Annotated in this window: 23 protein-coding genes and 1 pseudogene; 7 read left to right on the top strand and 17 right to left on the bottom strand. The window is 69.4% G+C overall.

Annotated elements, in window-relative coordinates; all coding sequences use genetic code 11:
- Positions 1-44: 44 nt before the first annotated feature.
- Positions 45-1,088, bottom strand: a complete 1,044-nt coding sequence (gene glpX / locus O3I_RS36370; RefSeq protein WP_014988043.1) for a class II fructose-bisphosphatase — start codon at positions 1,086-1,088, stop codon at positions 45-47.
- A gap of 129 nt (positions 1,089-1,217) precedes the next feature.
- Here glpX and O3I_RS36365 point away from each other — a divergent pair, with 129 nt between their 5' ends.
- On the top strand, positions 1,218-1,790 hold the full coding sequence (locus tag O3I_RS36365) for a DUF4245 domain-containing protein (protein WP_014988042.1): 573 nt from the start codon (positions 1,218-1,220) through the stop codon (positions 1,788-1,790).
- A 72-nt stretch (positions 1,791-1,862) separates the two neighbouring features.
- On the opposite strand, the gene O3I_RS36360 is transcribed toward O3I_RS36365, so the two are convergent.
- The 4 genes from O3I_RS36360 to O3I_RS36345 are packed head-to-tail and all read right to left on the bottom strand — an operon-like array spanning position 1,863 to position 4,461.
- Entirely contained in the window at positions 1,863-2,207 is a 345-nt protein-coding gene (locus O3I_RS36360) for a VOC family protein (protein WP_014988041.1), read from the bottom strand.
- On the bottom strand, positions 2,204-2,452 hold the full coding sequence (locus tag O3I_RS36355) for an exodeoxyribonuclease VII small subunit (protein WP_014988040.1): 249 nt from the start codon (positions 2,450-2,452) through the stop codon (positions 2,204-2,206). Before O3I_RS36355 ends, O3I_RS36360 begins: the two co-directional genes overlap by 4 nt.
- A gap of 3 nt (positions 2,453-2,455) precedes the next feature.
- Positions 2,456-3,823: an exodeoxyribonuclease VII large subunit gene (gene xseA, locus O3I_RS36350; protein ID WP_014988039.1), complete on the bottom strand. Its 1,368-nt coding sequence runs from the start codon at positions 3,821-3,823 to the stop codon at positions 2,456-2,458.
- On the bottom strand, positions 3,820-4,461 hold the full coding sequence (locus O3I_RS36345; protein ID WP_041563096.1) for a lipid droplet-associated protein: 642 nt from the start codon (positions 4,459-4,461) through the stop codon (positions 3,820-3,822). The genes xseA and O3I_RS36345 overlap by 4 nt, the downstream gene beginning before the upstream one ends.
- Positions 4,462-4,741: 280 nt before the next feature.
- On the opposite strand from O3I_RS36345, the gene O3I_RS36335 reads away from it, so the two are divergent.
- Positions 4,742-5,755 carry a 4-hydroxy-3-methylbut-2-enyl diphosphate reductase gene (locus tag O3I_RS36335; RefSeq protein WP_014988036.1) on the top strand — a complete coding sequence of 338 codons (1,014 nt, stop codon included), beginning with the start codon at positions 4,742-4,744 and terminating at the stop codon, positions 5,753-5,755.
- A gap of 321 nt (positions 5,756-6,076) precedes the next feature.
- On the opposite strand, the gene O3I_RS36330 is transcribed toward O3I_RS36335, so the two are convergent.
- The 4 genes from O3I_RS36330 to O3I_RS36315 all read right to left on the bottom strand — a co-directional run bounded on the left by O3I_RS36330 (position 6,077) and on the right by O3I_RS36315 (position 9,678).
- Positions 6,077-6,277 carry a hypothetical protein gene (locus O3I_RS36330; protein ID WP_014988035.1) on the bottom strand — a complete coding sequence of 67 codons (201 nt, stop codon included), beginning with the start codon at positions 6,275-6,277 and terminating at the stop codon, positions 6,077-6,079.
- Positions 6,274-7,182, bottom strand: a complete 909-nt coding sequence (locus O3I_RS36325; protein WP_014988034.1) for a helix-turn-helix domain-containing protein — start codon at positions 7,180-7,182, stop codon at positions 6,274-6,276. The genes O3I_RS36330 and O3I_RS36325 overlap by 4 nt, the downstream gene beginning before the upstream one ends.
- A gap of 395 nt (positions 7,183-7,577) precedes the next feature.
- Entirely contained in the window at positions 7,578-8,462 is an 885-nt protein-coding gene (locus tag O3I_RS36320; protein WP_193364888.1) for a DUF6542 domain-containing protein, read from the bottom strand.
- Positions 8,463-8,520: 58 nt separating this feature from the next.
- Positions 8,521-9,678, bottom strand: coding sequence for a DNA recombination protein RmuC (locus O3I_RS36315; protein ID WP_014988032.1), 1,158 nt, complete (start codon positions 9,676-9,678; stop codon positions 8,521-8,523).
- Positions 9,679-9,914: 236 nt separating this feature from the next.
- Between O3I_RS36315 and O3I_RS36310 the strand changes: the two genes are divergently transcribed.
- Both O3I_RS36310 and O3I_RS36305 read left to right on the top strand, forming a co-directional pair.
- Positions 9,915-11,090, top strand: a complete 1,176-nt coding sequence (locus tag O3I_RS36310; RefSeq protein WP_014988031.1) for an exonuclease SbcCD subunit D — start codon at positions 9,915-9,917, stop codon at positions 11,088-11,090.
- A gap of 34 nt (positions 11,091-11,124) precedes the next feature.
- A complete protein-coding gene (locus O3I_RS36305) occupies positions 11,125-14,373 on the top strand; it encodes an AAA family ATPase (protein WP_041563095.1) in 3,249 nt (1,082 codons plus the stop codon).
- An 11-nt stretch (positions 14,374-14,384) separates the two neighbouring features.
- Here the strand turns inward: O3I_RS36305 and O3I_RS36300 are convergent, their stop codons facing one another.
- The 4 genes from O3I_RS36300 to O3I_RS36285 all read right to left on the bottom strand — a co-directional run bounded on the left by O3I_RS36300 (position 14,385) and on the right by O3I_RS36285 (position 19,184).
- Positions 14,385-14,921 carry a methylated-DNA--[protein]-cysteine S-methyltransferase gene (locus O3I_RS36300; RefSeq protein WP_014988029.1) on the bottom strand — a complete coding sequence of 179 codons (537 nt, stop codon included), beginning with the start codon at positions 14,919-14,921 and terminating at the stop codon, positions 14,385-14,387.
- Positions 14,918-16,534, bottom strand: a complete 1,617-nt coding sequence (locus O3I_RS36295) for a DNA-3-methyladenine glycosylase 2 family protein (protein WP_081594360.1) — start codon at positions 16,532-16,534, stop codon at positions 14,918-14,920. Before O3I_RS36295 ends, O3I_RS36300 begins: the two co-directional genes overlap by 4 nt.
- 101 nt (positions 16,535-16,635) lie before the next feature.
- Positions 16,636-16,839, bottom strand: coding sequence for a YbdD/YjiX family protein (locus tag O3I_RS46690; RefSeq protein WP_041564798.1), 204 nt, complete (start codon positions 16,837-16,839; stop codon positions 16,636-16,638).
- Between the two features lie 56 nt (positions 16,840-16,895).
- Positions 16,896-19,184: a carbon starvation CstA family protein gene (locus O3I_RS36285; RefSeq protein ID WP_014988026.1), complete on the bottom strand. Its 2,289-nt coding sequence runs from the start codon at positions 19,182-19,184 to the stop codon at positions 16,896-16,898.
- A gap of 500 nt (positions 19,185-19,684) precedes the next feature.
- On the opposite strand from O3I_RS36285, the pseudogene O3I_RS36280 reads away from it, so the two are divergent.
- Positions 19,685-19,870: pseudogene (locus tag O3I_RS36280) on the top strand (carbohydrate ABC transporter permease); the annotation flags it as partial.
- Between the two features lie 138 nt (positions 19,871-20,008).
- Here O3I_RS36280 and O3I_RS36275 read toward each other — a convergent pair.
- Both O3I_RS36275 and O3I_RS36270 read right to left on the bottom strand, forming a co-directional pair.
- Complete coding sequence (locus tag O3I_RS36275) at positions 20,009-20,431, bottom strand: VOC family protein (RefSeq protein WP_014988024.1); 423 nt, start codon at positions 20,429-20,431, stop codon at positions 20,009-20,011.
- A gap of 10 nt (positions 20,432-20,441) precedes the next feature.
- Positions 20,442-21,278, bottom strand: coding sequence for an AraC family transcriptional regulator (locus tag O3I_RS36270; protein WP_014988023.1), 837 nt, complete (start codon positions 21,276-21,278; stop codon positions 20,442-20,444).
- 153 nt (positions 21,279-21,431) lie between these two features.
- Here O3I_RS36270 and O3I_RS36265 point away from each other — a divergent pair, with 153 nt between their 5' ends.
- Both O3I_RS36265 and ychF read left to right on the top strand, forming a co-directional pair.
- Positions 21,432-22,355, top strand: coding sequence for a quinone oxidoreductase family protein (locus tag O3I_RS36265; protein WP_014988022.1), 924 nt, complete (start codon positions 21,432-21,434; stop codon positions 22,353-22,355).
- A 179-nt stretch (positions 22,356-22,534) separates the two neighbouring features.
- Positions 22,535-23,614, top strand: coding sequence for a redox-regulated ATPase YchF (gene ychF, locus O3I_RS36260; protein WP_014988021.1), 1,080 nt, complete (start codon positions 22,535-22,537; stop codon positions 23,612-23,614).
- 76 nt (positions 23,615-23,690) lie between these two features.
- On the opposite strand, the gene O3I_RS36255 is transcribed toward ychF, so the two are convergent.
- Positions 23,691-24,275 carry a chorismate--pyruvate lyase family protein gene (locus O3I_RS36255; protein WP_141691915.1) on the bottom strand — a complete coding sequence of 195 codons (585 nt, stop codon included), beginning with the start codon at positions 24,273-24,275 and terminating at the stop codon, positions 23,691-23,693.
- A gap of 165 nt (positions 24,276-24,440) precedes the next feature.
- Positions 24,441-25,352: an LLM class flavin-dependent oxidoreductase gene (locus O3I_RS36250; protein WP_014988019.1), complete on the bottom strand. Its 912-nt coding sequence runs from the start codon at positions 25,350-25,352 to the stop codon at positions 24,441-24,443.
- Positions 25,353-25,481 lie beyond the last annotated feature (129 nt).

Raw genomic sequence — 25,481 nt, 5'->3', positions numbered from 1 at the left:
GGCGGATGTGCCTGCGCGCCTTGATCGATTCCGGCCGGTCCCGCTCAGGGGAGCGGCGGAACCGCGTGTTCGTCGCCGATGAAATCGACCGAGGAGTACTCGCGCAGCTTGGTCAGGCGATGGTAGGCGTCGATCATCCGGACAGTGCCCGACTTGGAGCGCATGACGATCGACTGGGTCGACGCGCCGCCCCCGTAGTAGCGGACGCCGCGCAGCAGGTCGCCGTCGGTGACGCCGGTGGCGCAGAAGAAGACGTTGTCGCCGGCCACCAGGTCTTCGGTGGTGAGCACGCGGTCCAGGTCGTGGCCCGCGTCGATCGCCTTCTGCTTCTCGTCGTCGTCGGTGGGCGCGAGCATGCCCTGGAGTTCGCCGCCCATACAGCGCATGGCGGCGGCGGCGATGATGCCCTCCGGGGTACCGCCGACGCCGACCAGGATGTCGGTGCCCGAGTCGGGGCGGGCCGCGGCGATGGCGCCCGCGACGTCACCATCGGAGATCAGGCGGATGCGCGCGCCCGCGTCGCGCACCTGCTGGATGAGGTCGGCGTGGCGGGGGCGGTCCAGGATGCAGACGGTCAGGTCCGACTTCGACAGGCCCTTGGCCTTGGCGACGCGGCGGATGTTCTCGCTGATCGGCACCGAGATATCGATCACGTCGGCGGCGTCGGGGCCGACCGCGATCTTGCTCATGTAGAACACCGCGGACGGATCGAACATCGCGCCGCGCTGGGCGACCGCGAGCACCGCGATAGCGCCCGGCGAACCCTTCGACATCAGGGTGGTGCCGTCCACCGGGTCCACCGCGAAATCGACCTCGGGACCGGTGCCGTCACCGACCAGCTCACCGTTGAACAGCATGGGCGCCTCGTCCTTCTCGCCCTCACCGATCACCACGATGCCGCGCATGGACACCGAATTGACCAGCTGCCGCATCGCGTCGACGGCCGCGCCGTCGCCGCCCTCCTTGTCGCCACGGCCGACCCACCGGCCGGCGGCCATCGCCCCGGCCTCGGTGACGCGGACCAACTCGAGCGCGAGGTTGCGGTCCGGCGCCTCGCGGCGGCTCGGTGTCGGGGAAGATGCCGTCATTGCGGGGTGCCTCCTGTGCGTCGGTACGTACCGGACGATTGTCTCACTCGGTTTGAGACGGCCGTACACCCTGCTCGGTCGATCGGGGTGCGAGAAGGAACACCGTAGGGGCGAGTGGATACTGGAACCGTGCCCAACCAAAAGCCGCGCATCCTCAACGACTACCGGGATCTGTTCTGGTCGCTGATTCCGCTGGTGCTGATCGCGGTGGTGTTCGCCGGGCTCGCCAGCCAGTGCAGTTTCGCCGGAAACGGTCCGACGCAGGGCCAGATCCCGCATTTCGACGTGAAGGCCGCGCTCACCGCCGACGCGCGCTCGCTGCCGTTCCCGATCCGCAACCCGGCCGTGCCGGCGGATTGGACGCCGAACTCCGGCAGCCGCCAAGCCATCAGCGGCACCGGCGGGGGGCCGGTCAGCACTGTCGGCTATATCACTACGCAGGGCACCTACATGCGGTTCACGCAGAGCAACGCGACCGAAGAAGCGCTGTCGCGCTACGTCCTGGGCTCGCGCTACGCCACCGGTGCCGAAACCATCGACGACCAGAAGTGGGTCGTGTACTCCGAACCCGGTTCGGAACCGGCCTGGGTCGCCGACCTCGGCCAGTCCCGGGTGCTGATCACCGGTGCGGGCGATCGGGCCGCGTTCACCACCCTGGCCAAGGCCGTCGTCGCCGCACAGCCCCTCAAAGCCGGCGCCTGAGCCCGGCGACCCCGCTGAGGTCGGGGTCGTGCGGTCCGGCTACTTCGACAGTTCGGGCCGACGTGCGTTTCCCTACCGGTGGCTGACCACGTTGACGATGGTGCCGCTCGGATCGCGGACGAAAAACCTGCGTACGCCCCACTGTTCGTCGCGTAGGGGGTAGACGATATCCGCGCCCGCCGCGGTCATCGCCGCGTGCACCGCGTCGACATCCTCGACCTCCACGCTCATATTCGGCTGGAGCTGCTCCGCGTCCGGCCCGACGAGCAGCACCTGCGCGGTCGGGTTGGCCGGGGACACCATCGTGACGACCCAGCCGAGATCCATCGCCTCCTCGAAACCGAGCAGCCGGTAGAACTCGCGGCTGCGCTCGATATCGTCGGTGCGGATGTCGGGGGTGGCGCGCCGGATGGTCATTTCTCGTCCTCGAGGTCGGTGCGGGACAGGGCGTCCTCCACGCGCTTCCTGGCGCCGGCCAGATGCTCCTCGCAGCGATTGGCCAGGGCCTCGCCACGCTCCCAGAGGGTGAGCGACTCGTCCAGGTCGAGGCCGCCCTGCTCCAGCATCTTCACGACATTGACCAGTTCGTCGCGGGCACGTTCGTAACCGAAGGTAGCGATCTCGGCCAGTTCGGTGTCGGTGTCCTTACCGGGCTCGGCCAAGGATCAGCTCCTTCTCGTTTCGGTGTCGTCGGTGTCGGTGGCCCGCTGCCCCAGCGCCTGCGTGCCCAGTCCCGCGGCGGTGATCGCGCCGTCGGCGACGCGGATGCGCAGCTGGCTGCCCGCGGGGGCGTCCTCGATGGTGCGCACCACGTGGCGTTCGGTGCCGGTGACGCGCTGCACGACAGCGTAACCACGGGCCAGGGTCGCGGCCGGTCCCACGGCGGTGAGCTTTTCGCGCAGGTGCCGGGTCGCGGTCGCCTCGGTGCGGATGAACTGTTCGGCGCAGCGCCGGGCCGAGGCGCGCAGCCGTTCGACTTCCTCGGTGCGGCGGTCGATTTCGCGGAGCGGGTCGGCCAGGACCGGGCGCGACCGCAGCTGGGTGAGCGCACGCGTTTCCCGCTCGACCCAGCCTCGCAGCGCGGCGGCCGAGCGGGCGCGCATATCGCGCACCCCCGCCAGTTCCGCGGCGGCGTCGGGCACCACACGTTTGGCGGCGTCGGTCGGTGTCGCGGCCCGCAGGTCGGCGACGAGATCACTGAGCGGGTTGTCGGGTTCGTGCCCGATCGCGCTGACGATGGGGGTGGTCGCGGCGACGATCGCACGGCAGAGGGCCTCGTCGGAGAACGGCAGCAGATCCTCGACGCTGCCCCCGCCGCGGGCGAGCACGATCACCTCGACCGCCGGGTCGCGATCGAGCTGCGCCAGGGCTTCCAGCATCTGCGGGACCGCGGTCGGTCCCTGCACGGCGGTATTGCGGATCTCGAAACGTACTGCGGGCCAACGATTACGGGCCACGGTCAGGACGTCGCGTTCGGCGGCGCTGGCCCGTCCGGTGATCAGGCCGATCGTCTCGGGCAGGAACGGCAGTGCACGCTTGAGCCGCGGGTCGAAGAGTCCCTCGGCGGCCAGCAGCGCTTTGAGTCGTTCGATGCGGGCGAGCAATTCGCCGACGCCGACCGGGCGGATCTCCATGACCCGCAGAGATAGCGTGCCGCGACCGGTGAAGAACGCGAGCTTGCCGTAGACCACCACGCGGCTGCCCTCTTGCAGCGGAACGGGCGATTTACGGATGAGATCCGGGTCGCAGGTGACCGACAGGGACATATCGGCCGACGGATCACGCAGCACCAGGAACGCGGTGCGGGTGCCCGGCCGCAGATTGATCTGGGTGATCTGCCCTTCGACCCAGATGCTGCCGAGCCGGTCGATCCACTGGGCGACCTTGAGCGCGACGGAGCGGACCGGCCACGGCTGTTCGGCGGAATTCTCCCGGCCGGGCGCAGCGTTCGGCGCGGCGGCGGGGCCGGATTCGCGCGGCGGACCGAGGGTTTCCCGGCCCGCCTGCGACGGTGAGGTCCGGGGTTCGGTCACTGCGCCCGCACGGTGGCGATCCGATTCGTCAGCATGGTCACGAACGGCGCCCTGGCGAGGGTCTGCTGCTCGTACTCGAGCAGCGCGGAAAGGTCTTCGAGGCTCAGCATGCGCAGACGGGCGCGCAGCTGGGCCACAGTCATGTTCGCGTAGTCGTAGCGGGTGGCTACTTCCGGCTCACGGATCTCCGGCGCGGGGTCGGCCGCGCGGTCGATCTCGGGTTCTGCCACGGGGGCAAGGGGTTCCGGCTCGATGGCGTGCACGGTGGCGCCATGGCCGTTGCGCTCGCCCGCACGGTTCTCGGCCGGGGTGGTGAAGGAGGCGGGCTCCGGGTCGTCGGCGTACAGGTCGAAGCGGCTCGCGCGGACCTGGCCGGACGCCGGTTCGGCGGGCAGGTCCTCGTCGAAGGTCGCCCACTCCGGCTGCTCCTCCGGAGTAGTGGCCAACCGGTCGAAGACCGCGTCGCCCTTGAGCGCGAGGCTGGTCACGAACTGCTGGACGTGCATCGTCGTCTGCAGCAGCTGGCTGATGGCGGTGATCGGCAGATTCATTGCGGCCGTGGGTAGCCGACGAGTCTCCTCGATGGCGTAAACGGCGGCCCCGGCGGCTACCCGGGCCAGGAACGGTGGTCGAAACATGGTCCTAGCCTGCCCGAAATGGTGTGCTAAGCAAAGGTCGGGGATCACGGGGTGTGATTCTGGCGTATGAACAGGTGTGCACGCCGCACGCCTCGCCGCCGGTGCGGCAGCGTTCGCGCGGCCGTCCCCGGCGGTGAGATGGCACACCATCGCGGCGGCGCGAGACCGGTCGGCGGGGTCGGTCGCCCGGCACGTAGACCGCGGTGTGCGGCCCATGCGGACGCTGTACGAGCCAGCGCCCGGACAGCGCGAGGTCGGTGTCCGCACGTAAGCTGTCGGCATGTCCACGGCCATACCCTTGAACCTCGGAATCGCCCGCTCGACGGGAGCCGGAACCACCGAGCGCGCCGGTGGCAAGCGGGTGCTGCTAGCGGAGCCGCGCGGGTACTGCGCCGGTGTGGACCGCGCGGTGGAAACCGTCGAGAAGGCGCTGGACAAGCACGGTGCGCCGATCTATGTGCGCAAAGAGATCGTGCACAACCGCCATGTCGTGGAGACGTTGCGCGAGCGCGGGGTCATCTTCGTCGACGAAACCGACGAGGTGCCCGAGGGCGCGCTGGTCGTGTTCTCCGCGCACGGCGTCTCGCCCGCGGTGCACGAATCGGCGGCCGCGCGCAACCTGCACACCATCGACGCGACCTGCCCGCTGGTGACCAAGGTGCACCAGGAGGCCAAGCGCTTCGCCCGCGACGACTACGACATCCTGCTGATCGGCCACGAAGGCCACGAAGAGGTCGAGGGCACGGCCGGCGAGGCGCCCGAGCACATCCAGCTCGTCGACGGCCCCGACTCGGTGGACAACGTCACCGTGCGCGACGAGTCGAAGGTGATCTGGTTGTCCCAGACCACGCTCAGCGTCGACGAGACGATGGAGACGGTGCGGCGGCTGCGCGAGCGGTTCCCGACGCTGCAGGATCCGCCGAGTGACGACATCTGCTACGCCACCTCGAACCGTCAGACGGCGGTGAAGGCGATGGCGCCCGAATGCGATCTGGTGATCGTCGTCGGTTCGAAGAACTCCTCCAACTCGGTCCGCCTGGTCGAGGTCGCGCTCAACGCGGGCGCGAAGGCGGCCTACCTGGTCGACTTCGCCCGCGAGGTGGATACCGCCTGGCTCGCCGGTGTGCAGACGATCGGCATCACCTCCGGCGCCTCGGTGCCCGACATCCTGGTGCGCGGCGTGCTCGACATGCTCGAGGAGCACGGTTTCGGCGACGTCCAACCGGTCACCACCGCCAACGAAACCCTGGTCTTCTCCCTCCCGCGAGAACTGCGCACCACCACCCGCCGCTGAGCGTAGGACCCTGGCGACGGAGCAGGTCGTCGGCTGCTGACGCAGGCCAACCCGGCTTCGGAGCAGGGCACCGGCTGTTGGTGCAGGGCACCGGCTCTTGGCAAGGCATCCGCCCTTCGTGCAGGGCAACCCGCCGCTGACACTGGTGCCTGCCGTGGTGCAGGACCTGTTGCTGGCCTAGGGTATTCGCCGCCGAGGTGGGCGGCCCGCCGTGGATGCGAGGCATTCGTCGCTGATCGGGGCATCCGCCGTCGATGTAGGTGCTCGCCAGTGGCGCGCAGGCATCCGCCTTGGTGCAGCATCCGCCATTGGCGCGGAGCGTCATTCGTGGTCCGGGCTTCGGCGTGCGGCGGTCAGGCCCGCGAAGACGGTGAGCAGTACCTGTACCGCTGTCGGCCAGTCGACCAGAAGGCCGACCGGTGCGGCGGTGGCTATGGCGGCGGCGAGTTCCCGCCACGGGGGCGCGGGCGGTGGTGGGCTCGGCTGGGAGTTGCGTTCCTCCTGTGGCGGGTGAGTGCTCACGCGGACTCCAGCAGCGTCTGGAGGAGCCGACCTGTTTCGGACGGGCGCGCGGACTGCTGAGCCAGGGTCTCCGCAATATTGAGATAGCGGACGATGTGGTCCCGGCCCTCCATATACAGCGTGCTGGTGGGTTGCGAGATACACACGACATCCGGCAGCAGGGTTTCGGCGAAACGCAGATAGACGAACGCGCTGTCCACGATCGCGGGCCCGAAGGCGGCCTCGTCCACGATCTGGATCACGATGTGCTCCCGCTGGATACACCGCGCCAGGTATTCCAGTTGCGCCCGCCAGACCGCGGCACCGCCGATCTGCCTGCGTAGCGCATTCGCTTCGACCAGGGTCCACAGGTACGGCGGATTGTCGCGGTACAGGATCTGCTGCCGCTGCAGGCGCACCGCCAACAGCTGGTCGATCTCGGTGTCGGGACGGTACGGATTCCGCAAACACAATGCTGCCCTTGCGTATTCGGGTGTTTGCAAGAGGTCGGGGACGACCGCGGGCTCATAGCAGCGGATCGTGCGCGCCGCCCCTTCGAGGCTGAGCAGCTCGAATCCTTTGGGGAGCGAGTCACTGTCGCTGTGCCACCAGCCGGGACGGTTGCCCAGCTGCACGAGCGACAGATACCGGTCGTGTTCGTCGGGGTCGGTGACGCCGTAGCAGTGCAGCAGCTCGACCACGTCGGGCCGGTTGAGGCCGACCATGCCGGATTCGATCCGGCTGACCTTGGATCCGGTCCAGTAGAGCTGCCTGCCGACCTCGTGCTGGGTCAACCCCCGTTCCTTACGCAGTTGCTGGAGGCGCAACCCCAGCATCCGACGAAGCACCGTCGGCACATCACCGATATTGGTGCTCTCCCGGGTACCGGCCGGCTCGGTGCCTTCGAAGCGCTGCTCTACGTTCACGCCATCGAGTCTGGCACTGGAACTACCAAAATGTACTTGCAAATGTGCGTGCAAACGGAGGCGCGCCAGCCGACCCGCGGCGATTCGGGCCGCGCTGTCGCCGATCGGGACTACCAACAGTCCCGGCTACACCGGCTCAGCAGCCGCGGTATCGCCGAGCAGGACCGCGGCAGCCCCGGGGTGGTCTCGGTCGCGGCATTGCCGACCGTGACTGGTGACCGTCCGACTGTCCAGCGGCTCAGAGGCTATGGCAATGCGGCGCTCGACGGCGGATTGTCGGGCTCACGGGCGGCTCGAGTTCCAGCGCTGCCGAGCGCACAGCAGGCGGCCGCCTTATGGGGCCTAGGTCGTGGCATCGCGGAGTGTGACTGCGGACAGCCTGGGGCGCGACCCGCTCAGAGGTTTTCTGGGCGGCGGCGCTCGGTGCGGCTCGAATCACGTTCGCGGTAGCGGACGTTGGGTTGGGGGTGGGGCGGGGGGAGTTCGCTGCGGCGGCGGGCGGTGTTGCCGCGGGCCGGGTCGTTGTCGGTGCGGGGCATGGCCGCGGTCGGGCGGGCGGCGCCGCGCGCGGCGGGGCGGCCTTCGCGTCCTTCGCGCGGCCGGGCCGAGCCTGCCACGCGGGGTGGTGCGTCGGCGACCGGTGCTGTCGCGGTTCGGCGGCTCGGGCGCGGAGTGGGCTCGTCGAGGTCTGCCTCGTCCGGATCGTCCTTTGGGCGGCGAGTGCGCCGGCGAGCCGAGTCGGTGAGCGAGGAGCCGCGTTCGCGGCCGCCGCGCGGACGCTTGGCCGAGGGACGGCCCCAGCTTTCCCCGCGGCGTGACTCGGCGCCGCCCTCCGCCTGCTCGATGCGGCGTTGCAGCAGGATGCGGCCGCCGCCGATCAACAGGACGAGCACGGTCGCGAGCATCATCGTGGGGAAGCGCTGCACCAGCGGCACCGCCAGGTTCAGCAGCACATCTTTGATCGAACTCGCCGGGCGGCCGGTCAGCTGCTGGTAGGCCAGCGGAACGGCGATCGAGAGCAGCAGCGGCGGCAGCACCATGGTGGTGAACAAGCCGCGATAGCGGACCGCGAGCACGGCTGCCACACAACCGACGATGTACAGCGCGGCGAAGGTACCGGTGAGATCGGTAGCGTCGCCGTGGGCATCGATCAAGAACCCCAGAAACGTACAGGCGACCGCGATCAGGACCGCCGCGCCCACCGGGATGCCCGGGACCGTCGGCAAGGTCGAACGATGCGGCGCGGGCACCCGGGATCGCACACGTTGGGAAGCAGCCACATTATGAACACTAACTGTCGCCGCGCCCGGGGGCGTTATGGCACGGCGGTTCCACCGGCTAATCGTCGGCGTCGGCGAACCCCACGGCTCGCGGCCACACGTCGACCCGTTGGATTGCCGGCACCTCCTGCTCCGCTATTTCCAGGTCGTGCAGTTTGCGCGCGGTGACCATCACCCGCGATTCCACCGATGCCACGGTGTAGTTGAAAGCGTCGACGGCTTTACCGAGTTGCGCGCCGAGCCGGTCCAGGTGCCGGCCCGTCATACCGAGCCGGGCGTAGAGCTCCTTGCCCAATTGCTGAACGGTTGCCATATCCCGGGACAGTGCTTCCTGCCGCCAGCCGAAAGCCACCGTGCGCAGCAACGCGATCAGCGTGGTCGGCGTAGCCAGGATCACGTTGCGGCCGAAGGCGTACTCGAGCAATCCGGAGTCGGTGGTGAGCGCGGCGTCCAGAAACGGATCCCCGGGCACGAACAGCACGACGAATTCCGGCGCCGGATCGAAGGCCGCCCAGTACGCCTTGTCGGCCAGTTGGTCGACGTGGGCGCGCAGGTGCTTCGCGTGCCGGATCAGATGTTCGGCCCGGACGTCGGGATCCTCGACCGTGCTGGCGTCGAGGTACGCGCTGAACGGCACCTTGGCGTCGACCACGATGTGCCTGCCGCCCGCCAGGTTCACCACCAGGTCGGGCCGGACGGTGCCGGTGCGGTCGTTGGCGCCGTCACCGCGCGCCGCTCGCGACACCTGTGTGTCGAAATCGCAGTGCCGCGTCATGCCCGCGAGCTCGACCACGCGTTCCAATTGGATCTCGCCCCACCGGCCGCGCACCTGCGGCGCGCGCAGCGCCGCGACGAGCTGACTGGTCTGGCTGGTCAACTGCAGCGAGGTGCGCTGCATGCCGGCCACCTGCTCGCGCAGGCTGGAGTAGGCGTTGATCCGATGGTGCTCGACCTGCTGGATGTGCTGGTTCAACGCGCCGACCGCGTCGCGCAGTGGATCGACCATCGCGCCGATGGCATGCGAATGCCTGCGTGCCGCATCCTCGTTCGCCGCGTTGAGCGATTGCCGCAGCAGCCGTTCGTTGTCGGTGGCCGCGGCCAGTCTCGCCTCCGCCGCCACCGCGCGTTGCCCGGCGCGCGCGGCATGGCCGAGCCAGCCGAGCCCCACCCCTGCGGCGAATACCAGCATCAGTGCGACGAGCATCGGTGCGGTCATAGTGCCGATAGTGCCGCACGACACCGACAAGAACGCCCGCCCGGCAATCCCTCGGCACCGTGTCGGCAAATACGGCCTGGCGCAAGCACGCTCGGGCCGGTCGGTGAATCCGTAACGGGGCTTGCGCAACCCGGCCCGGGAAACACCGTGGACACGCCGCGTGACATGCGCCGCTATCCGACACGGCGGGCTCGGCAATTGAATTCTGTCGGTGCCCTCGCCTACGGTTTCGCGGCATGCGGATGCTGCACACCTCGGACTGGCACATCGGGCGCACGTTCCACGGGGTCGATCTGCTGGCCGATCAGGCTCGGGCGCTGACCGCGATCGCGGAGCTGGTGGCCGAGGAGTCGGTCGACGTGGTGGTGCTGCCCGGGGACGTGTACGACCGGTCCATTCCGAGCGCGGACGCGATCGCGGTGTGCAACCGGGGATTCGAGGCCATCCGTGCGGCCGGCGCGGTGATCGTCGCCACGTCGGGTAACCACGATTCGCCCGCGCGGCTCGGCGCGGGCGCGAGTTTCGCGGCGGCGGGCGGACTCCATCTGCGCACCACCGTCGCCGATGCCGACCGCCCGGTACTGCTGGACGACGCGCACGGCCCCGTGGCGTTCTACGGCATTCCGTACCTGGAGCCCGAGATCACGCGCGCGGAACTCGGTGTGCCGCAGGCTCGTTCGCACGCCGACATCCTGGACGCGGCGATGGCCCGGATCCGGGCCGATCTCGCCCGGCGCGCGGGGACGCGCGCGGTGGTGCTGGCGCATGCCTTCGTCGTCGGCGGGGAGGCGACCGGTTCGGAGCGATCCATCTCGGTGGGCGGCGTGGAGACCGTGCCGATGTCGGCATTCGACGGCATCGACTACGTCGCGCTCGGGCACCTGCATTCACCGCAGACGCTGTCGGCGTCGGTGCGCTACTGCGGTTCGCCGCTACCGTATTCGTTCGCGGAGAGCTCGCATCGCAAGGCGGTGTGGCTCGTCGACCTCGATGCCGCCGGGTTGGGCGAGGTGCGCCGCCACGACCTGCCGGTGGTTCGTGGGCTCAGCAAGCTCACCGGCACGCTGGACGAGCTGCTCACCGACGTGCGGCACGACGCCGCCACCGACGATTACGTCTCCGCGGTGCTCACCGACTCGGCCCGGCCGGTGGACGCCATGCGTAAGCTGCGCGAACGCTTCCCGCACGCGGTGCATGTGGAGTGGGTGCGCCCGGAGGGCAATCCGGAGCTGCGCTACCGTGAACGGGTGCACGGCCGCCGCGACACCGAAGTAGCGCAGACCTTTCTCACCGATGTGCGGGGCGCGCCCAGCGCGGGCGAAATGGCTTGGCTGGAGCGGGCACTCGCGGCTGCGGTCGCCGAGCCCGACCGCGTGCTGACGGCGGAATCGGCCACGGAACTCTCGGCGTGAGCGCCCAGGCCGGGCCGTACCCGGCGGCGGCCGCATGAGGCTGCACCGGTTGGAGATGACCGCGTTCGGCCCGTTCGCCGAGACCACGGTCATCGACTTCGACGCGCTCGGCGCCGACGGACTGTTCCTGCTGCACGGGCAGACCGGCGCGGGAAAGACCACGGTGCTGGACGCGATCGCGTTCGCGCTGTACGGCAAGGTTCCGGGCGCGCGTGGCGAGAGCAAGCGCCTGCACTCCGATCACGCACCGGACCAGACGCCGCCGCAGGTGGTGCTGGAGGTGACGCTCGGCGGCCGCCGCATCCGCCTGACCCGCATTCCTGAGTTCGAACGCCCCAAGTTGCGCGGTACCGGGATGCGCACCGACCCCGCCAAGGCAACCCTGGCCTGGCTGGACGGGCGAGGCGAAAACCTTTCCCGGATACCCGATATCGGCGACGAGATCATCCGGCTGCTCGGGATGAGCGCCGATCAGTTCTTCCAGGTGGTGCTGCTGCCGCAGGGCGATTTCGCGCGATTCCTGCGGGCGGAGAACGAGGATCGGGAGAAGCTGCTCGAAAAGCTCTTCGACACCGAACGATTCGGTAGCGCGGAGCAGTGGCTCGCGGACAAGCGCCGCGCCTCCGCCGCCGACCTGGAGGCGCGTAAACAGGGAATCGACCGGTTGATCGCCAAAGTCGGTGTCGCGGCGGGGGCCGGCGCCACCGAAACCGTCGGTCCACTCGAGGCGGTCGGCTGGTCGCAGGACCTGCTCGCGGCTGCTCGCGTCGAGCTGACCGGCACTGCCGCGGCAGCCGAACGCTGCCAACAGGAGTCGGCGCGGGTGCAGGCGCGCGCCGAGGAGCAACGCCGACTGCACGACCTGCTCCGCCGCCGGGCGGCTGCCCACGCGCAGCTCGAGCAGTACACCGCGGCCGCCGATCACCGTGCCGCGGCGCGGGCCGAGCTCGAGGCCGCCCGCCGCGCCGAGCCGGTCGTCGCGGCGATCGATGAGGCCAGGGACGCGGTCATGCTGATGCGCGCCAAGGAGAACGAAACCGCCGGTACGGCACGCCGTTTGGCCACGCATCTGCTGGAGCCCGGCGCGGCGGATCTCGGCGGCGCGGAGTTGATCGGTGTCGAAGATTCGCTTACCGTTCGCGACGACGCCGATATCGATGCCGCGATCCGCCGCTGGAGCGCGCAGATCGGCGGGTTGGACGAGGTGCGCACCGACGCGGCGGTCGTGACCGGACTGAATCAGGAACTGGCGGGATCACGAGCCGAGAGCACGGCGCTCACCACCCGGATCGCGGACCTGACCAAGCGGCGCGATCAGTTGCCCGGCGCCCTCGTCACGCTCGAGACCCGGCTGCGCGAAGCGACGAGCGCGGCCGCGACGTTGCCCACCCTGACCGCCGAATGCGAACGGCTGCAGGCCGCAGCTCTGGCGGCGGTCGAACTCGCCTCGCGCAAAACGGATCTCGATCACGCCAGGGTCGAGTTCGAGACGGCCCGTGCCGCGCACAACGACGCCAAGGAACGGGTCTTGGACCTGCGTGAGCGCCGGTTGGCGGGCATGGCCGCCGAACTGGCCGGTGGGCTCGTCGACGGCACCCCCTGCGCGGTATGCGGATCCGCGGATCACCCCGAACCGGCCCGCCCCACCGCCGACGCCGTGTCCAAGGACGCCGAGGACGCGGCGGTGACCGCCGAACGCGCGGCCGAGGACGCCCGCGATCGAGTGCATGCCCGAATCACCGGTCTGGAACGCGAGATCGAGGCGCTCATCGCCCGCGGCGGCGACGCCGACCGGGTCGAGCTGGCTGCCGCCCTGCGCACCGCCACCGATCGCTACGAGGACACCGCCGAGCTGGCCGCCCTCGCCGACGGGCTGACCGCCGAGCTCACCCGCCTGCGCACCGACGAGACCCGCCTGCACGACGAACTGCGCGAAGCGGATTCGCGGCGCAGCGCCGTCGCCGCGAACATCGTCGCGGCCGATACCCGACTCGCGGAACTCACCGAGCGCCTCCGCGCCGCGGCCGGCGCGGACGAAACCATCGAGCGCCGCCGCGCCCGCCTCACCGCCCTGGTCACCGACAGCAGCGCGCTGCGCGACGCCCGCGCCGCGGCCGCCGCGGCCCGGGAGAAAGTGGCGGTCATCGCCGACCGGGTCGAGAACCTCGCTCGCGCAGCGAGTTTCGTGCCGGACGAGCCGCGCTGGAACACCGGTGACGGCACAGCACAGCGCGGTGCGGTCCTGGAGATCACCGACGCCGCCGAGGCCGCCTGCGCCCGCTCGGCCGCTGACGCGACGGGCGACGAGCGGACCTCTGACCCTGGGACAACCAGCGGCACGAGCACCGGTAGCGAAGGTATCTCGGGTGCCGCGGCGACCGAGCCGGACGCCGCACCGCGCGATCACGTGGCGCGGTTGACCGCGTACGCACGCGTCGTCAACGCGGCGAGCCGAACCCCGCAGCGGCAGCGGGAGATCGACGCGGAACTGGCCGCCGCCGACAACGCCCGCGCCCACGCGCAGGCGGTGCTCGCCGAGCCGGAGATCCAGGCGGCCGCGACCCGGGAGCCGGGTGATCTGGCCGAGCTCGAGCAGCTGGTCGAAGTCGCACGGACGCAACTGAATGCCGCTGTCGCCGCGCACGCGGAGGCGAATCGGCGGGTGAGCCAGCTGGAGGAGCTCGGCGGTCAACTCTGGGCCGCGGTGGACCGGATCGCTCCGCTGCAGCGCACGCACGATGAGCTCGCCGGGCTCGCCGAGGTGGTGGCCGGGCGGGGCGAGAACAATCGCCGGATGTCGCTGCGCTCTTACGTTCTCGCCGCCCGGCTGGAAGAGGTGGCACAGGCCGGTTCGGTGCGGTTGCGCCGAATGTCCGCGGGCCGTTACGAATTCGTGCATTCGGACAAGGCGGGTCCGCGCGGCCGCCGCGGCGGGCTCGGCCTGGACATCCGGGACGACTACACCGGTGCGGTGCGCCCCGCCAAGACCCTGTCCGGCGGTGAAACCTTCATGGCCGCACTGTCTTTGGCCCTGGGCCTGGCCGACACGGTGGCCGCCGAATCCGGCGGCCTCGTGCTGGACACCCTGTTCATCGACGAGGGTTTCGGCGGCCTGGACGCCGACACCCTCGACTCGGTGATGGGCGTCCTCGACGAACTCCGCACCGGCGGCCGCGTCGTCGGCGTCGTCAGCCACGTAGACGAAATGCGCCAGCGCATCCCCAGCCGCCTGCACGTCCGCCGCGGCCGCACCGGCTCCCACCTCGAAGCCACCGTCGCCTGACGGCAGCCGCCTCAGGCTTCGTGGTCGAGCAGCCAGCGTTTGATCGGCAGGCCCCAGCGGAAGCCGCCTAGGGCGCCGCCGATTCGGTAGATGCGGTGGCAGGGGACGAACAGGGCGGCGGCGTTGCGGGCGCAGGCGTTGGCGGCGGCGCGGGTGGCGTCGGGGCGGCCGGAGATGGCGGCGAATTCGGTGTAGGTGATCGGGCTGCCCGCGGGAACCTTGCGTAGTACGTCCCAGGCGTGCAGCAGGAATTCGCCGGAGTGCTGGCGGACCGGGACGGCGTCGACCGCGGTGACATCGCCGCGGTGGTAGTCGAGCACGGCCTGGGTCACCGCGCCGAGCGAATCCCGTTGGCGCAGTTCGGCTGGGCGCAAGGACGGATGGATCAGCGTGCGCAGGTTCTGCGCGTCGGTGGTCCACCCGGCCGCCAGCACCTGACCTTCGGGGTCGACGAGCGCGGTGAACGGGCCGATCGGGGTATCCGTCGTCGCGAAATCCGCAGTGCCGGTGCCGATCCGGCGGGTGGCGGGTGCAACGGTGGCGGTCATGACTGGCTCGCTTTCGCGGCGGCGGACTTGGCCGCGGCGGATTTGGTGCGGTCGGCGCGCTCGGTCAGCGCGGCCTTCCACAGATGCATGGACAGGTAGGAGCGCCACGGCGCCCAGCGCGCGGTATCGGCCAGGTCCACACCGAGCAGCGCGGCGCCCTGGCGGACCACCAGGTCGGTGTTGAGCAGCACGTCGGGGTCGGCGAGCAGCCGCATGGTCACGTAGTCGGCGGTCCACGGGCCGACGCCGTCCAGCGCGAGCAGGTCGCGGCGCAGGTCGGCGGCGGTGCGGCCCTGGTGCAGTGCGAGTTCGCCACCGGCCAGCGCCTCGGCGACGCCGATGATCGAGCGGACTCGCCGGGCCGGACCGGTGAGCACCTCGGCACCGCGTTCGGCGATGGTGGCCGGGGTGGGGAACAGCAGCGGAATGGGACCTTCGACGCGTTCGCCGAGCGCCTCGACCAGTCGCGCGGTGTGCGTGGCGGCGGCCGATACCGAGATCTGCTGACCGATCATGGTGCGCAGCAACAACTCCGGGCCGTCGAGGCAGCCGGGTACGCGAATGCCCGGACTGAACACGGGTGGCCTGGTGCCGGTCGCGCCGGGCAGGTCTTCGGCGTCCGGCGGCGCGCCCGCGCCCGCGTCGGGTAGCCGGGTGGTGCCCGGGTCCGCGAGCTCCGGCGCCGGAAGGTCTTGTCCCGCGCCGACTCCCAGCACCTCGTCGATGCCTACCGGGTCGGCGTCGAGGTCGAGCAGGTGACGCAGGCGCGCGACGGTCGGCGCGAGATCGCGCATGTCGTGCAGCGCCAGCTCCGCGCGGACGTGGTCGCGCTGGAAGCTCAGCCGTGTGGTCGCGTGCCCGTGCGGGGTGCGCAGATTCCTGGTGTAGGAACGGTTTTCCCACAGCTCCATGCCGGGGGCCACATGCGCGGAGAGGAACCATTCGAGCCAGGCGCGGTCGAGCGGCTCCCGGTAGGGCAGGCGCAGGCTGAGCGTCCCGTTGACCGGCGGCGCCTGGCGGCCGTTCGAGCCGGACCTGGTGCGTTGCGCTTCGGTGCGCATCGTGGTCGGGCTCACCGCGAACACCTCGCGCACCGTGTCGTTGAACTGCCGGATGCTGGCGAAACCGGCCGCGAAGGCGATGTCGGACATGGGCATTGCCGTCGTCTGGATGAGCAGCCGCGCCGTATGCGCCCGGTGCGCGCGGGCCAGCGCCAACGGTCCGGCCCCCAGTTCGGTGGTGAGCACGCGGGTCAGTTGCCGCTGCGAATAGCCGAGGGTGGCCGCCAGCGCGGGTACGCCACCGCGCTCGATCACGCCGTCGCCGATCAGCCGCATCGCGCGCGCGGCCAGGTCGGCCCTGGTGTTCCAGAGCGGTGAGCCGGGGGCGGCGTCGGGCAGGCAGCGACGGCAGGCCCGGTACCCCGCCTGCTGTGCCGCGGCGGCGGTGGGCAGGAACGAGACGTTCGCCCGTTTCGGGGTGATCGCCGGACACGAAGGGCGGCAATAGATTCCGGTGGTCCGCACCGCGGTGAAGAACTGTCCGTCGAATCGGGAGTCTCTGGTCGACACCGCCCGATAGCACCGCTCGAAATCCAACACCGTGATCGTCACGCCCACCACAATGTCATTTGGAAGCAATCTCCGCTAGCGGGAATCCGCCATTATCGCTGTCGAGTCGCTGAGCTGCGCGGAGCCTGGATAAATGCTGGAAGTCAGCAGCAGCGGTTCTGCGGATTGCTGTCGGCGTCGGCATGCCGGATGCGCCAGTACTCCCGTTCGGTGGGGATCGCGCAGCCGGGGTGGTTGCGCGTCAGATGCGCGACGTAGCGCTGATAGTCCTGACCCCCGAGGATCGAGTTGAACCACCAGCCGACGCTGCGAACCGCTGTCGCACAGGCGTTTCGAGCGGTCCGCAGGCGCCGCAGGACGGCCGGTCGAGGCGACCGGCCGTCCTGCGGGGTAGCGCTGAGCGTCAATGCAGGGCCTTCGCCGCGCCTGGTGGGCGGACCTTCCCCGTGGCGATCAGGGCGTTCCATTCCTGCTGCACTTCTTTCTCCGTGGCCGTCGCGAGGAAGCCCTTCGGCGCGAAGATCTTCGACGGCTCGTCGGGCGTTTCACTGCTCTCGCCGCCGCCCGCGCGCCAGGCTCGCACGCAGACCAGCACGCCGACGATCGCCACGACCAGCACCAGCACCGCGAAGATGATCGACAGGCTGCCCTGGATGAAGCTGTTGCGGACCACCTTCTCCATATCCTCGGCCGTCTTGGCCGGTGCCACAACCTTTCCGGCGTCGAGCGCCGCGCTGTAGATGCTGTGCTGCTTCCAGTAGCCGATCTTCGGGTCGGCGGAGAAGATCTTCTGCCAGGACGCGGTCATCGTCACGATCAGGTCCCAGACCAGGGGGATCGCCGGAATCCAGGCCCATTTGATCAGGCCCTTCTTGATCACGATGGTCAGCACGACGGTGAGCGCGATCGCGGCGAGCAACTGGTTGGAGATGCCGAACAGCGGATACAGCGTGTAGATGCCGCCGAGCGGATCGGTGACACCCATCAGCAGCACCGAACCCCACGCGGCGACCACGATCGCCGAGCACAGCCACGCGCCGGGCCGCCACGACGGATCCTTGAACTTCTTGGCCGGCCCGCCCAGGTTGCCCAGCGAGTCCGACAGCATGAAGCGCGCGACACGGGTGCCCGCGTCGATCGTGGTGAGGATGAACAGCGCCTCGAACATGATCGCGAAGTGGTACCAGAACGCCTTGAGCCCGGTGCCGCCGAGGAAGCGGTGCAGCACCTCGGACATGCCGACCGCGAGCGTCGGCGCGCCGCCGGTGCGGGACACGATGCTGGTCTCGCCCACGTCCTTGGCCGCCTGCTCCAGCTGACCCGGGGTGACCGGCGGGCCGCTGAGCCCGAGGCTGTTGGTGTAGGCCGCCGCCTTCTCCGCGGTACCGCCGGTGACGCCGGCGCCCGCGTTCATCGCGAAGTACAGGTGCTGGTCGATGATGCTGGCGGTGATCATCGCCATGACCGCGACGAACGATTCCATCAGCATGCCGCCGTACCCGATCATCCGGGCGTGCGACTGCTTCTCCAGCAGCTTCGGCGTGGTGCCCGAGGACACCAGCGCGTGGAAGCCGGACAGCGCGCCACAGGCGATGGTGATGAACAGGAACGGGAACAGGCTGCCCGCGAACGCCGGTCCGTTGCTCGAACTCGCGAACTGGGAAACGGCAGGGGCCTTGAGCACCGGCATGGTGATCAGCACGCCGACCGCCAGCAGGACGATGGTGCCGATCTTCATGAAGGTGGACAGGTAGTCGCGCGGCGCGAGCAGCAGCCACACCGGCAGCACCGAGGCGATGAAGCCGTAGGCGATGAGGAACCAGGCGATGGTGGTGCCCGACAGCGTGAACCAGTCCTGGCCCCAGCCGGATTCGGCCACCCAGTTACCCGAGATGATCGCGAGCATGAGCAGCGCGAAACCGATCAGGGACACCTCGCCGACCTTGCCGGGGCGCAGGTAGCGCAGGTAGACGCCCATGAACAGGGCGATCGGGATGGTCATCGCGATGGAGAACACGCCCCAAGGGCTGCCACCCTGCAGCACGCCGTCCTTGCCCGGGGTCGCGGCCAGCGCGTTCACCACGACGATGCCTAGCACCGCGAGCAGGATCATCATGATCACCAGCACGGCGACGATGGCGGCGATACCGCCGACCACGCCGAGCTCGTCGCGCGCCATCTGCCCGAGGCTGCGGCCGCGGCGACGGGTCGAGGCCCACAGCACCAGGTAGTCCTGCACCGCACCGGCGAACACGACACCGAACACGATCCACAGCGTGCCGGGCAGATAGCCCATCTGCGCGGCCAGGACCGGACCGACCAGCGGACCCGCACCCGCGATGGCGGCGAAGTGGTGCCCGAAGAGCACCCGCCGGTCCATCGGCATGTAGTCCTTGCCGTTTTCCAGGATCTCGGCGGGTGTGGCCTGATCGTCGCGCGGCTTGGTGATCCGGTGTTCGATCAGCCTGGAGTACAGCTGGTAGGCGAGCACGTAGGTACAGACCGCCGCGACCACGATCCACACCGCGTTGACCGACTCGCCCCTGGCGATGGCCAAGACGGCCCAGGCGATGGCACCCACCACGGCGATCACCGCGAAAATGGCCTTTTTGGTGGGGGTGATAGGCGAACGGTCCACGACACCCACGGGAGGGAGGTCGGGATCAGTCCGGAGGTATTCGATGGTCGCCATGCGAACTACTCTCCCGTGAGATCGAGCTTGACTTGCTGAAACGTTGACAACGTAGCTGAACTGAAGCGCGCTCGAGCCGGACTTAGGGAAGTCTGAACATTCGCTGCATTTCGTTCTCGGCGCGGCGACTCGCCCTGTGTCTTCCTACGAGTCGCGGCGCGCGGTGGGTACGGGTGGCCCACGTGGCGCTGTGCTCCGGCGGGCCTCGGTCGAGGTCGCCGGTTGTTCGCCGGTGCGGCTGGGCGTGTTCCCTCGCCCGGCGATGTTGCCATCCGTATGCTGCCATGCCGGCTCGGGCATTCGTTGGTCGGACCCATCGTGGAGGCGGCGTGGCACCGGCACGGCGTCGCACCGAAAGTCGCCGACCGACTGTCGGTCGCGGCGCCGGACCTGTTCCGGGCCGGACGGGCGGCGATGGTCCTGGGCAGGCACTGGCTGTATTCCGAGTTCGCCGGTCGTGACGGGCTTTCCGTGGATATCACGGTGCTGCCGGTCGGACCGCACGGCGGCCGCTGGGGCGGATGCTGGTCGACACCGCGGTGTACGCGGCCTGCGTCACCGCCGGTCAGGTGTTCTTCTGCTCGCTGGCCGGATACGCGTTCGCACGCTTGCGGTTTCGCGGGTGCGAAGTGCTGTTCGTCGCGTATCTGGGCACCCTGATGGTGCCGTTGACCGTCACGGTGCTCCTGCCACTGCTCGTCGTCTACGCGATCGCGCAGCGCGCCTTCAGCAACGGCGTCGCCATGTCGGGTCTGGGCGGGCGCTGAGTGAACGGCCCGGACCCCGCGGTCGCCGGGCCGTTCGAGACAGCTAGGGCGGCAAGGCTATTCGCCCCAGTAGGTGCCGAAGCTCCACAGGTTGCCCTCGGGGTCGCGGACCACGAAGCCGCGCGAGCCGTAACTCTCGTCCTGCAGGCCACGGATCACCTCGGCGCCGGCCGCCGCGGCGCGCTCGAACAGCGCGTCGGGGTCTTCGCAGACCAGGTAGACCGAGTCGTTGCCGGGCAGGCGCTTGCCGAAAACGCCCGCGTCCTTGCACGAGCTGCCGAACATGATGCCGCCGCCCAGCGGCCAGCGCATTTCCGCGTGCTCGATCACCGAGGGATCGTCTTCGCGGGCGTACATCGCGGTCTGCACGAAGCCGAACGCCTCGGCGAGGAAGGTGGCCATGGCGCGGCTGTCCCGGAAGGTCATGGTGGGCCAGACCGCGGTGCGGGTGGTGATATCGGTATTCGCTGGATTCGTCATGCGTCCAGCCTCACTCGGCCGGCCCCGCGCCGTCTTGGACGGATGGAACCTCCTCGGCCAGCCAGGTCGTCGGGTTGGCGCCCGCGAGTTCGGCGAAATCGCGATTCAGGTGCGCCTGGTCGTAGTAACCGCAGGCGGCCGCCACCTGGGCGATGGAGATATGGGAAGGGGTGTGCTGCAGCATCCGCCGGGCCCGTTCGAAGCGGGCGATCCGGGCCGCCAGCTTGGGGCTCAGTCCGAACTCGGCACCGAAGCGGCGCGCCAAATGCTGCCTGCTCCAGCCGATCTCGTCCGCCAGCGCACCGACGGCCAGCGTGCCGCCGGACCCGACCACCGTGCGCCACGCCCACGTCAATTCCGGCCCGACCAGTAGTTCGGGCTGCGCGATCCGGCCCAGGATCCGGTCGCAGGTCGCGAAGCGGGCGGTCCAGGTGGCCGGACCCTGCAATCGCTCCCACAGCTCCGTGCCGACCGGCCCCACGACATCCGCCAGCTCGACCGAGACATCCCAGAGCGCCGCCGCGGGCGTCCCGAACAGCGCTCGACTGCCCAGCGGGGTCAGCGCGACCGCGACGCCCTCCTGATGACCGGTGTGCGAGATGAGCGCGGAACTGGCCTGCAATCCGCCCAGCGAACACCGATAGTCCTGGGGCGACTGCCGCGGATCGGTCTGCGCGACAACGTCGATGGTCGGCCCGATGCTGACGATGAACGTCATGTGCGCGGACGGCAGGCCACGGTGCAGACCCGCCGGATACCCCACCATCCGGTAGCCCACGTAGTGGTCGATGAACCGCGCGAGCACCGGCGCCGGTCGCGCCGTCACCATCTCGGTGCTCGGCTCCATGCAGGTCACGCTACGCCTTGCGGGCCGCGGCGCAAGGTGGTCCCGCGCGGTTCACCGCCACCGCTGCCCGGCGGTGAGATGTCGCACTCGGGGGTGTGGTTCGACGGCGATCTGCGGTTACCGTGGCCACTTCTGATGAGTTGTGGAGGTGTGATGCGTCGGGTCCAGTACGAGCGCAGCGGTGGTCCGGAAGTGCTCGAGGTCGTGGCGGTCGAGGTGCCGACGCCGGGTCCTGGCGAATTGCTGGTGCGGGTCGAAGCGATCGGCGTGACCCTGCCGGTGGTGCGGAAGGTGCGCGAACAACGCGAGCCGATCGCGCTCGGCGGCGAGATCGCCGGTGAAGTGGTTGCCGTCGGCGAAGGCGTCACGGGTTACCAACCCGGCTATCGGGTGACCGGCCTGGTGTTCGGGCACGGCTACGCCGACTACGCCCTGCTCTCGGCGGCGATGGCCTCGCCGATCCCCGACGGCGGGTCCGCCGTCGACGCGGTCGCCCTGGTGCGCAGCGGTCTGGTCGCGCTGGGTGCGCTCGACGCGGCGCAGCCCAAGGACGGTGAATCGGCGCTGATCACCGCGGCGGCCAGCGGTGTCGGCCATCTCGCGGTGCAGCTGGCCCGGCTGCGTGGGGCGGCGCGGGTCGTCGGTGCGGTCTCCGATCTCGCCAAGGCCGAGTTCGTGCGCGATCTCGGGGCCGACGAAGTCGTCGAATACGGCCAGGAATCGTGGGGCACGCCGGTCGACTACGCGCTCGACGCGGTCGGCGGGGATCTGCTCGGACCGGCCATCACGGCCGTCGCGCCCGGCGGACGGCTGGTCGCCTACAGCTCCGGCGGCGGCACCATCCAGGCTTACGACCTGCTCGTCGGGGCCAAATCGGTGATCGGCTTCCAGGTGGCGCGGATCGCACAGGGCCAGCCCGACCTGTTCGACCACTGGCGGCAGGAACTGTGGCAGTTCCTCGCTTCGGGTCTGCTGCGGCCCGTCGTGCACGCGGAGTTCGCGCTCGACGACGCCGTCGCGGCGCATCGGGTGATCGAGGGGCGTGCCAACCTCGGCAAGGTTGTGCTGGTGCCCTGATCGGAAGCCGGTGGTTCCCACACGCTGTTTGGTGTGTGGGAACCCTGGCCGGTGGCGGCCGGTGCAGGTAGAAGAGGGTCTGCCGCGTAGACTCCTGGTCTCGTGAGCGAGCGAGCGAGCGAACCATCCAGCACAGCGTCCAAGACGTACGAGAATGCCGCGCGGAGCGGGGCAGTCTCGTGAGTCTCACCCTCGGAATCGTCGGCCTGCCCAACGTCGGAAAGTCGACGCTTTTCAACGCGCTGACCAAGAACGACGTGCTCGCCGCGAACTATCCGTTCGCGACCATCGAGCCGAACGTCGGGGTCGTGCCGCTGCCCGATCCGCGGTTGAACAAGCTCGCCGAGATCTTCGGTTCCGAGCGGATCGTGCCCGCCGTCGTGTCGTTCGTCGACATCGCGGGCATCGTGAAGGGTGCCTCCGAGGGCGCGGGGCTCGGCAACAAGTTCCTCGCCAACATCCGTGAGGCCGACGCCATCTGCCAGGTGGTGCGGGTGTTCGCCGACGACGACGTGGTGCACGTGGACGGCCGGGTCGATCCCGCCGCCGATATCGAGGTGATCGAGACCGAGCTCATCCTCGCCGATCTGCAAACCTTGGAGAAGGCGGTCCCGCGCTTCGAGAAGGAAGCGAAGATCAAGAAGGATCGCAAGCCGATCGCCGACGCCGCCAAGGCCGCGCAGGAGATCCTGAACGAGGGCACCACCCTGTTCGCCGCGGGCAACAAGGTGGATACCGAACTGCTCAAAGAACTTTCGCTGCTCACCACCAAGCCTTTCCTCTACGTCTTCAACGCCGACGAGTCGGTGCTGACCGACGAGGCGAAGGTCGCCGAGCTGAAAGCCGCTGTCGCACCGGCGGATGCGGTGTTCCTCGACGCCAAGGTGGAAGCCGAACTGCTCGAGCTGGACGACGAGTCCGCCCTCGAACTCCTCGAATCCATCGGCCAGACCGAACCCGGCCTGCACGCCCTGGCCCGCGCCGGCTTCCACACCCTCGGCCTGCAGACCTACCTCACCGCAGGCCCGAAAGAGGCCCGCGCCTGGACAATCCACCAGGGCGACACCGCCCCCAAAGCCGCAGGCGTCATCCACACCGACTTCGAACGCGGCTTCATCAAAGCCGAAGTAGTCGCCTACACCGACCTCATCGAAGCCGGCTCCATGCCCGCCGCCAAATCCGCCGGCAAGGTCCGCATGGAAGGCAAGGACTACATCATGCACGACGGTGACGTGGTCGAATTCCGCTTCAACGTCTGACGGCAAAGTTGCTGCCGACAAGTAGCAGCTCGAGGCTTGGTTACAGGGCTGCAGAGCAATTGAGCCCCTGTCCGGATTACCCCGAGGGGCATTGCACATTTCCGGAACACAGACCCGCCCCAACAGTTTTCGTTCTGTGCATGCGGTAATCCGCGCTGGGGACGTAGACCGGATTGAAGCGTTCGCGGATGTGCGCGACGGGGTCCCCGGCCGCGTCCAGGAACAAGTATTCCTTGTAGACGCAGTGCTGGAGATTGTCCGGCCAGGCCGACCAGCCGCTGGCTAGCAGCACGCGCGGCAGCTGACGGCCCGCGGCCGCGAGGGCATGGCCGATCGGCGCGCCGCTGTCGGTGAGCAGCGCGGTGATGCCGGGATCGCGGCACACCACGGTCACCTCGTTGCTCGATACCGCCGCACCCGCCGAGGTGCACAGCTGGGAACGCCGATACATGATCTCGTCGGTGGCCGCGCACCCCAGCGCAAAACGCACCTCCGGAGGCACGGCAGCGGCGAGGGTTGCCTGCTGCTCCTGCAGCGACAGCGAGAGCGGTTGCCCCAGTAGCGCTTCCAATAATCGGGTGGTGGAGCCGTCCGCATGCAGGATCATCCGCGCAATCGGCGGCATGGCCAATTCCATTGCGCTACTGCCGAATGCGCCCACGATCGAAGTCTAAGCGCAGGCGGGGCCGCCCGCAGGGCTTAAACCCTTTGTTGAGCCTCTTGTGGCCTGCGTAACCTGCCACGGCCACAAGACCGTTACCCCTCGACCATGCCGACAGCGCCTGCCGCGACAGTGCGGGAGCTACGGTCGGGTGGCGTATTCAGGTCAGTGCTCGGCTATCGCCTCGCGGACGGCGGGCACCACTTCAAGCGCCCACCGCTCGATCGTGTCGTCGCTGATGATGTCGCCGGGACGGGTCAGGTAGATGAACGCACCGGCACCTTGTTCGGTGACGGCGTAGGTCAGTTCCTCCACCCACTGGGTGACCGAGCCGCCTATCCAGCGGCCTTCTGCGGTGCGGGTCTGGGGAAGCGGGTCGCGGGAGATGGTGCCCGCAGCGTTGTAGATGGTGGTGATGTCGGCGGGGTTTCGGCCTGCGGCCGCGGCGGCCTCGTCGATGATCGATCGGGCCCGGTGGACTTCGGCGCTGCGCCAGTCGGCCAGGTGACCGGGAATCCATCCGTCCGCGTGCCGGCCGGTGAGCGCAAGCATCTTCGGGCCCAGCGCGCCGATCCAGATCGGCGGTGTCGCTGCTGCGGCCGGTGTCAGGTTGGTTACCTGGTAGAACTCGCCGTCGAAGGTGACCGGCTCGCCGCCGCCGGACAGCGCCCGGATGAGGGTGACCGCTTCTTCCAGTGCGCGGACCCGGGCCGCAGGCGAGAGCTGCGGGGCACCGAGGGCGTGGGTTTCCTCGCCTTGTCCGCCGCCGGCACCGATGCCGAGCGCGAATCTGCCGCCCGAGATCGTGGACAGGCCGGTGACGGTGCGGGCCAGCACAGGTGCGGGCCGATTGGGCAGGTTGGTCATGACCGTCGCGGCGGTGATGTTGCGAGTCGCGCCCAGCACGAACGCCAGCACGGAGTAGGCGTCCAGACGCTGGGCGAAGTAGGGGTGATCGGAGAGAGTGACCAGGTCGAGGCCCGCGTCGTCGGCGGTGCGGGCGTGCGCGAGGATCTCATCGACCTGGTTGACATCGGTTTCGAGGCCGAGGCCGAACAACACGTTGCCGGCCGTCACGACCGGTCCTCGCGCCGCCCGCAGGGTAGGTGATATCGCGTCTCGCTGATTCTGTGACTCGTCATCAACTGTGCTTCCCACGCCGCACGCACCTCCGGAGCCAAGCTCTGACAACCCACAAGATCATAA

It is taken from the genome of Nocardia brasiliensis ATCC 700358 (genome assembly GCF_000250675.2).
Classification (GTDB): domain Bacteria; phylum Actinomycetota; class Actinomycetes; order Mycobacteriales; family Mycobacteriaceae; genus Nocardia; species Nocardia brasiliensis_B.
Note: the sequence above shows the minus strand (reverse complement) of the source record. Positions and strands in the feature narration are given on the sequence as shown.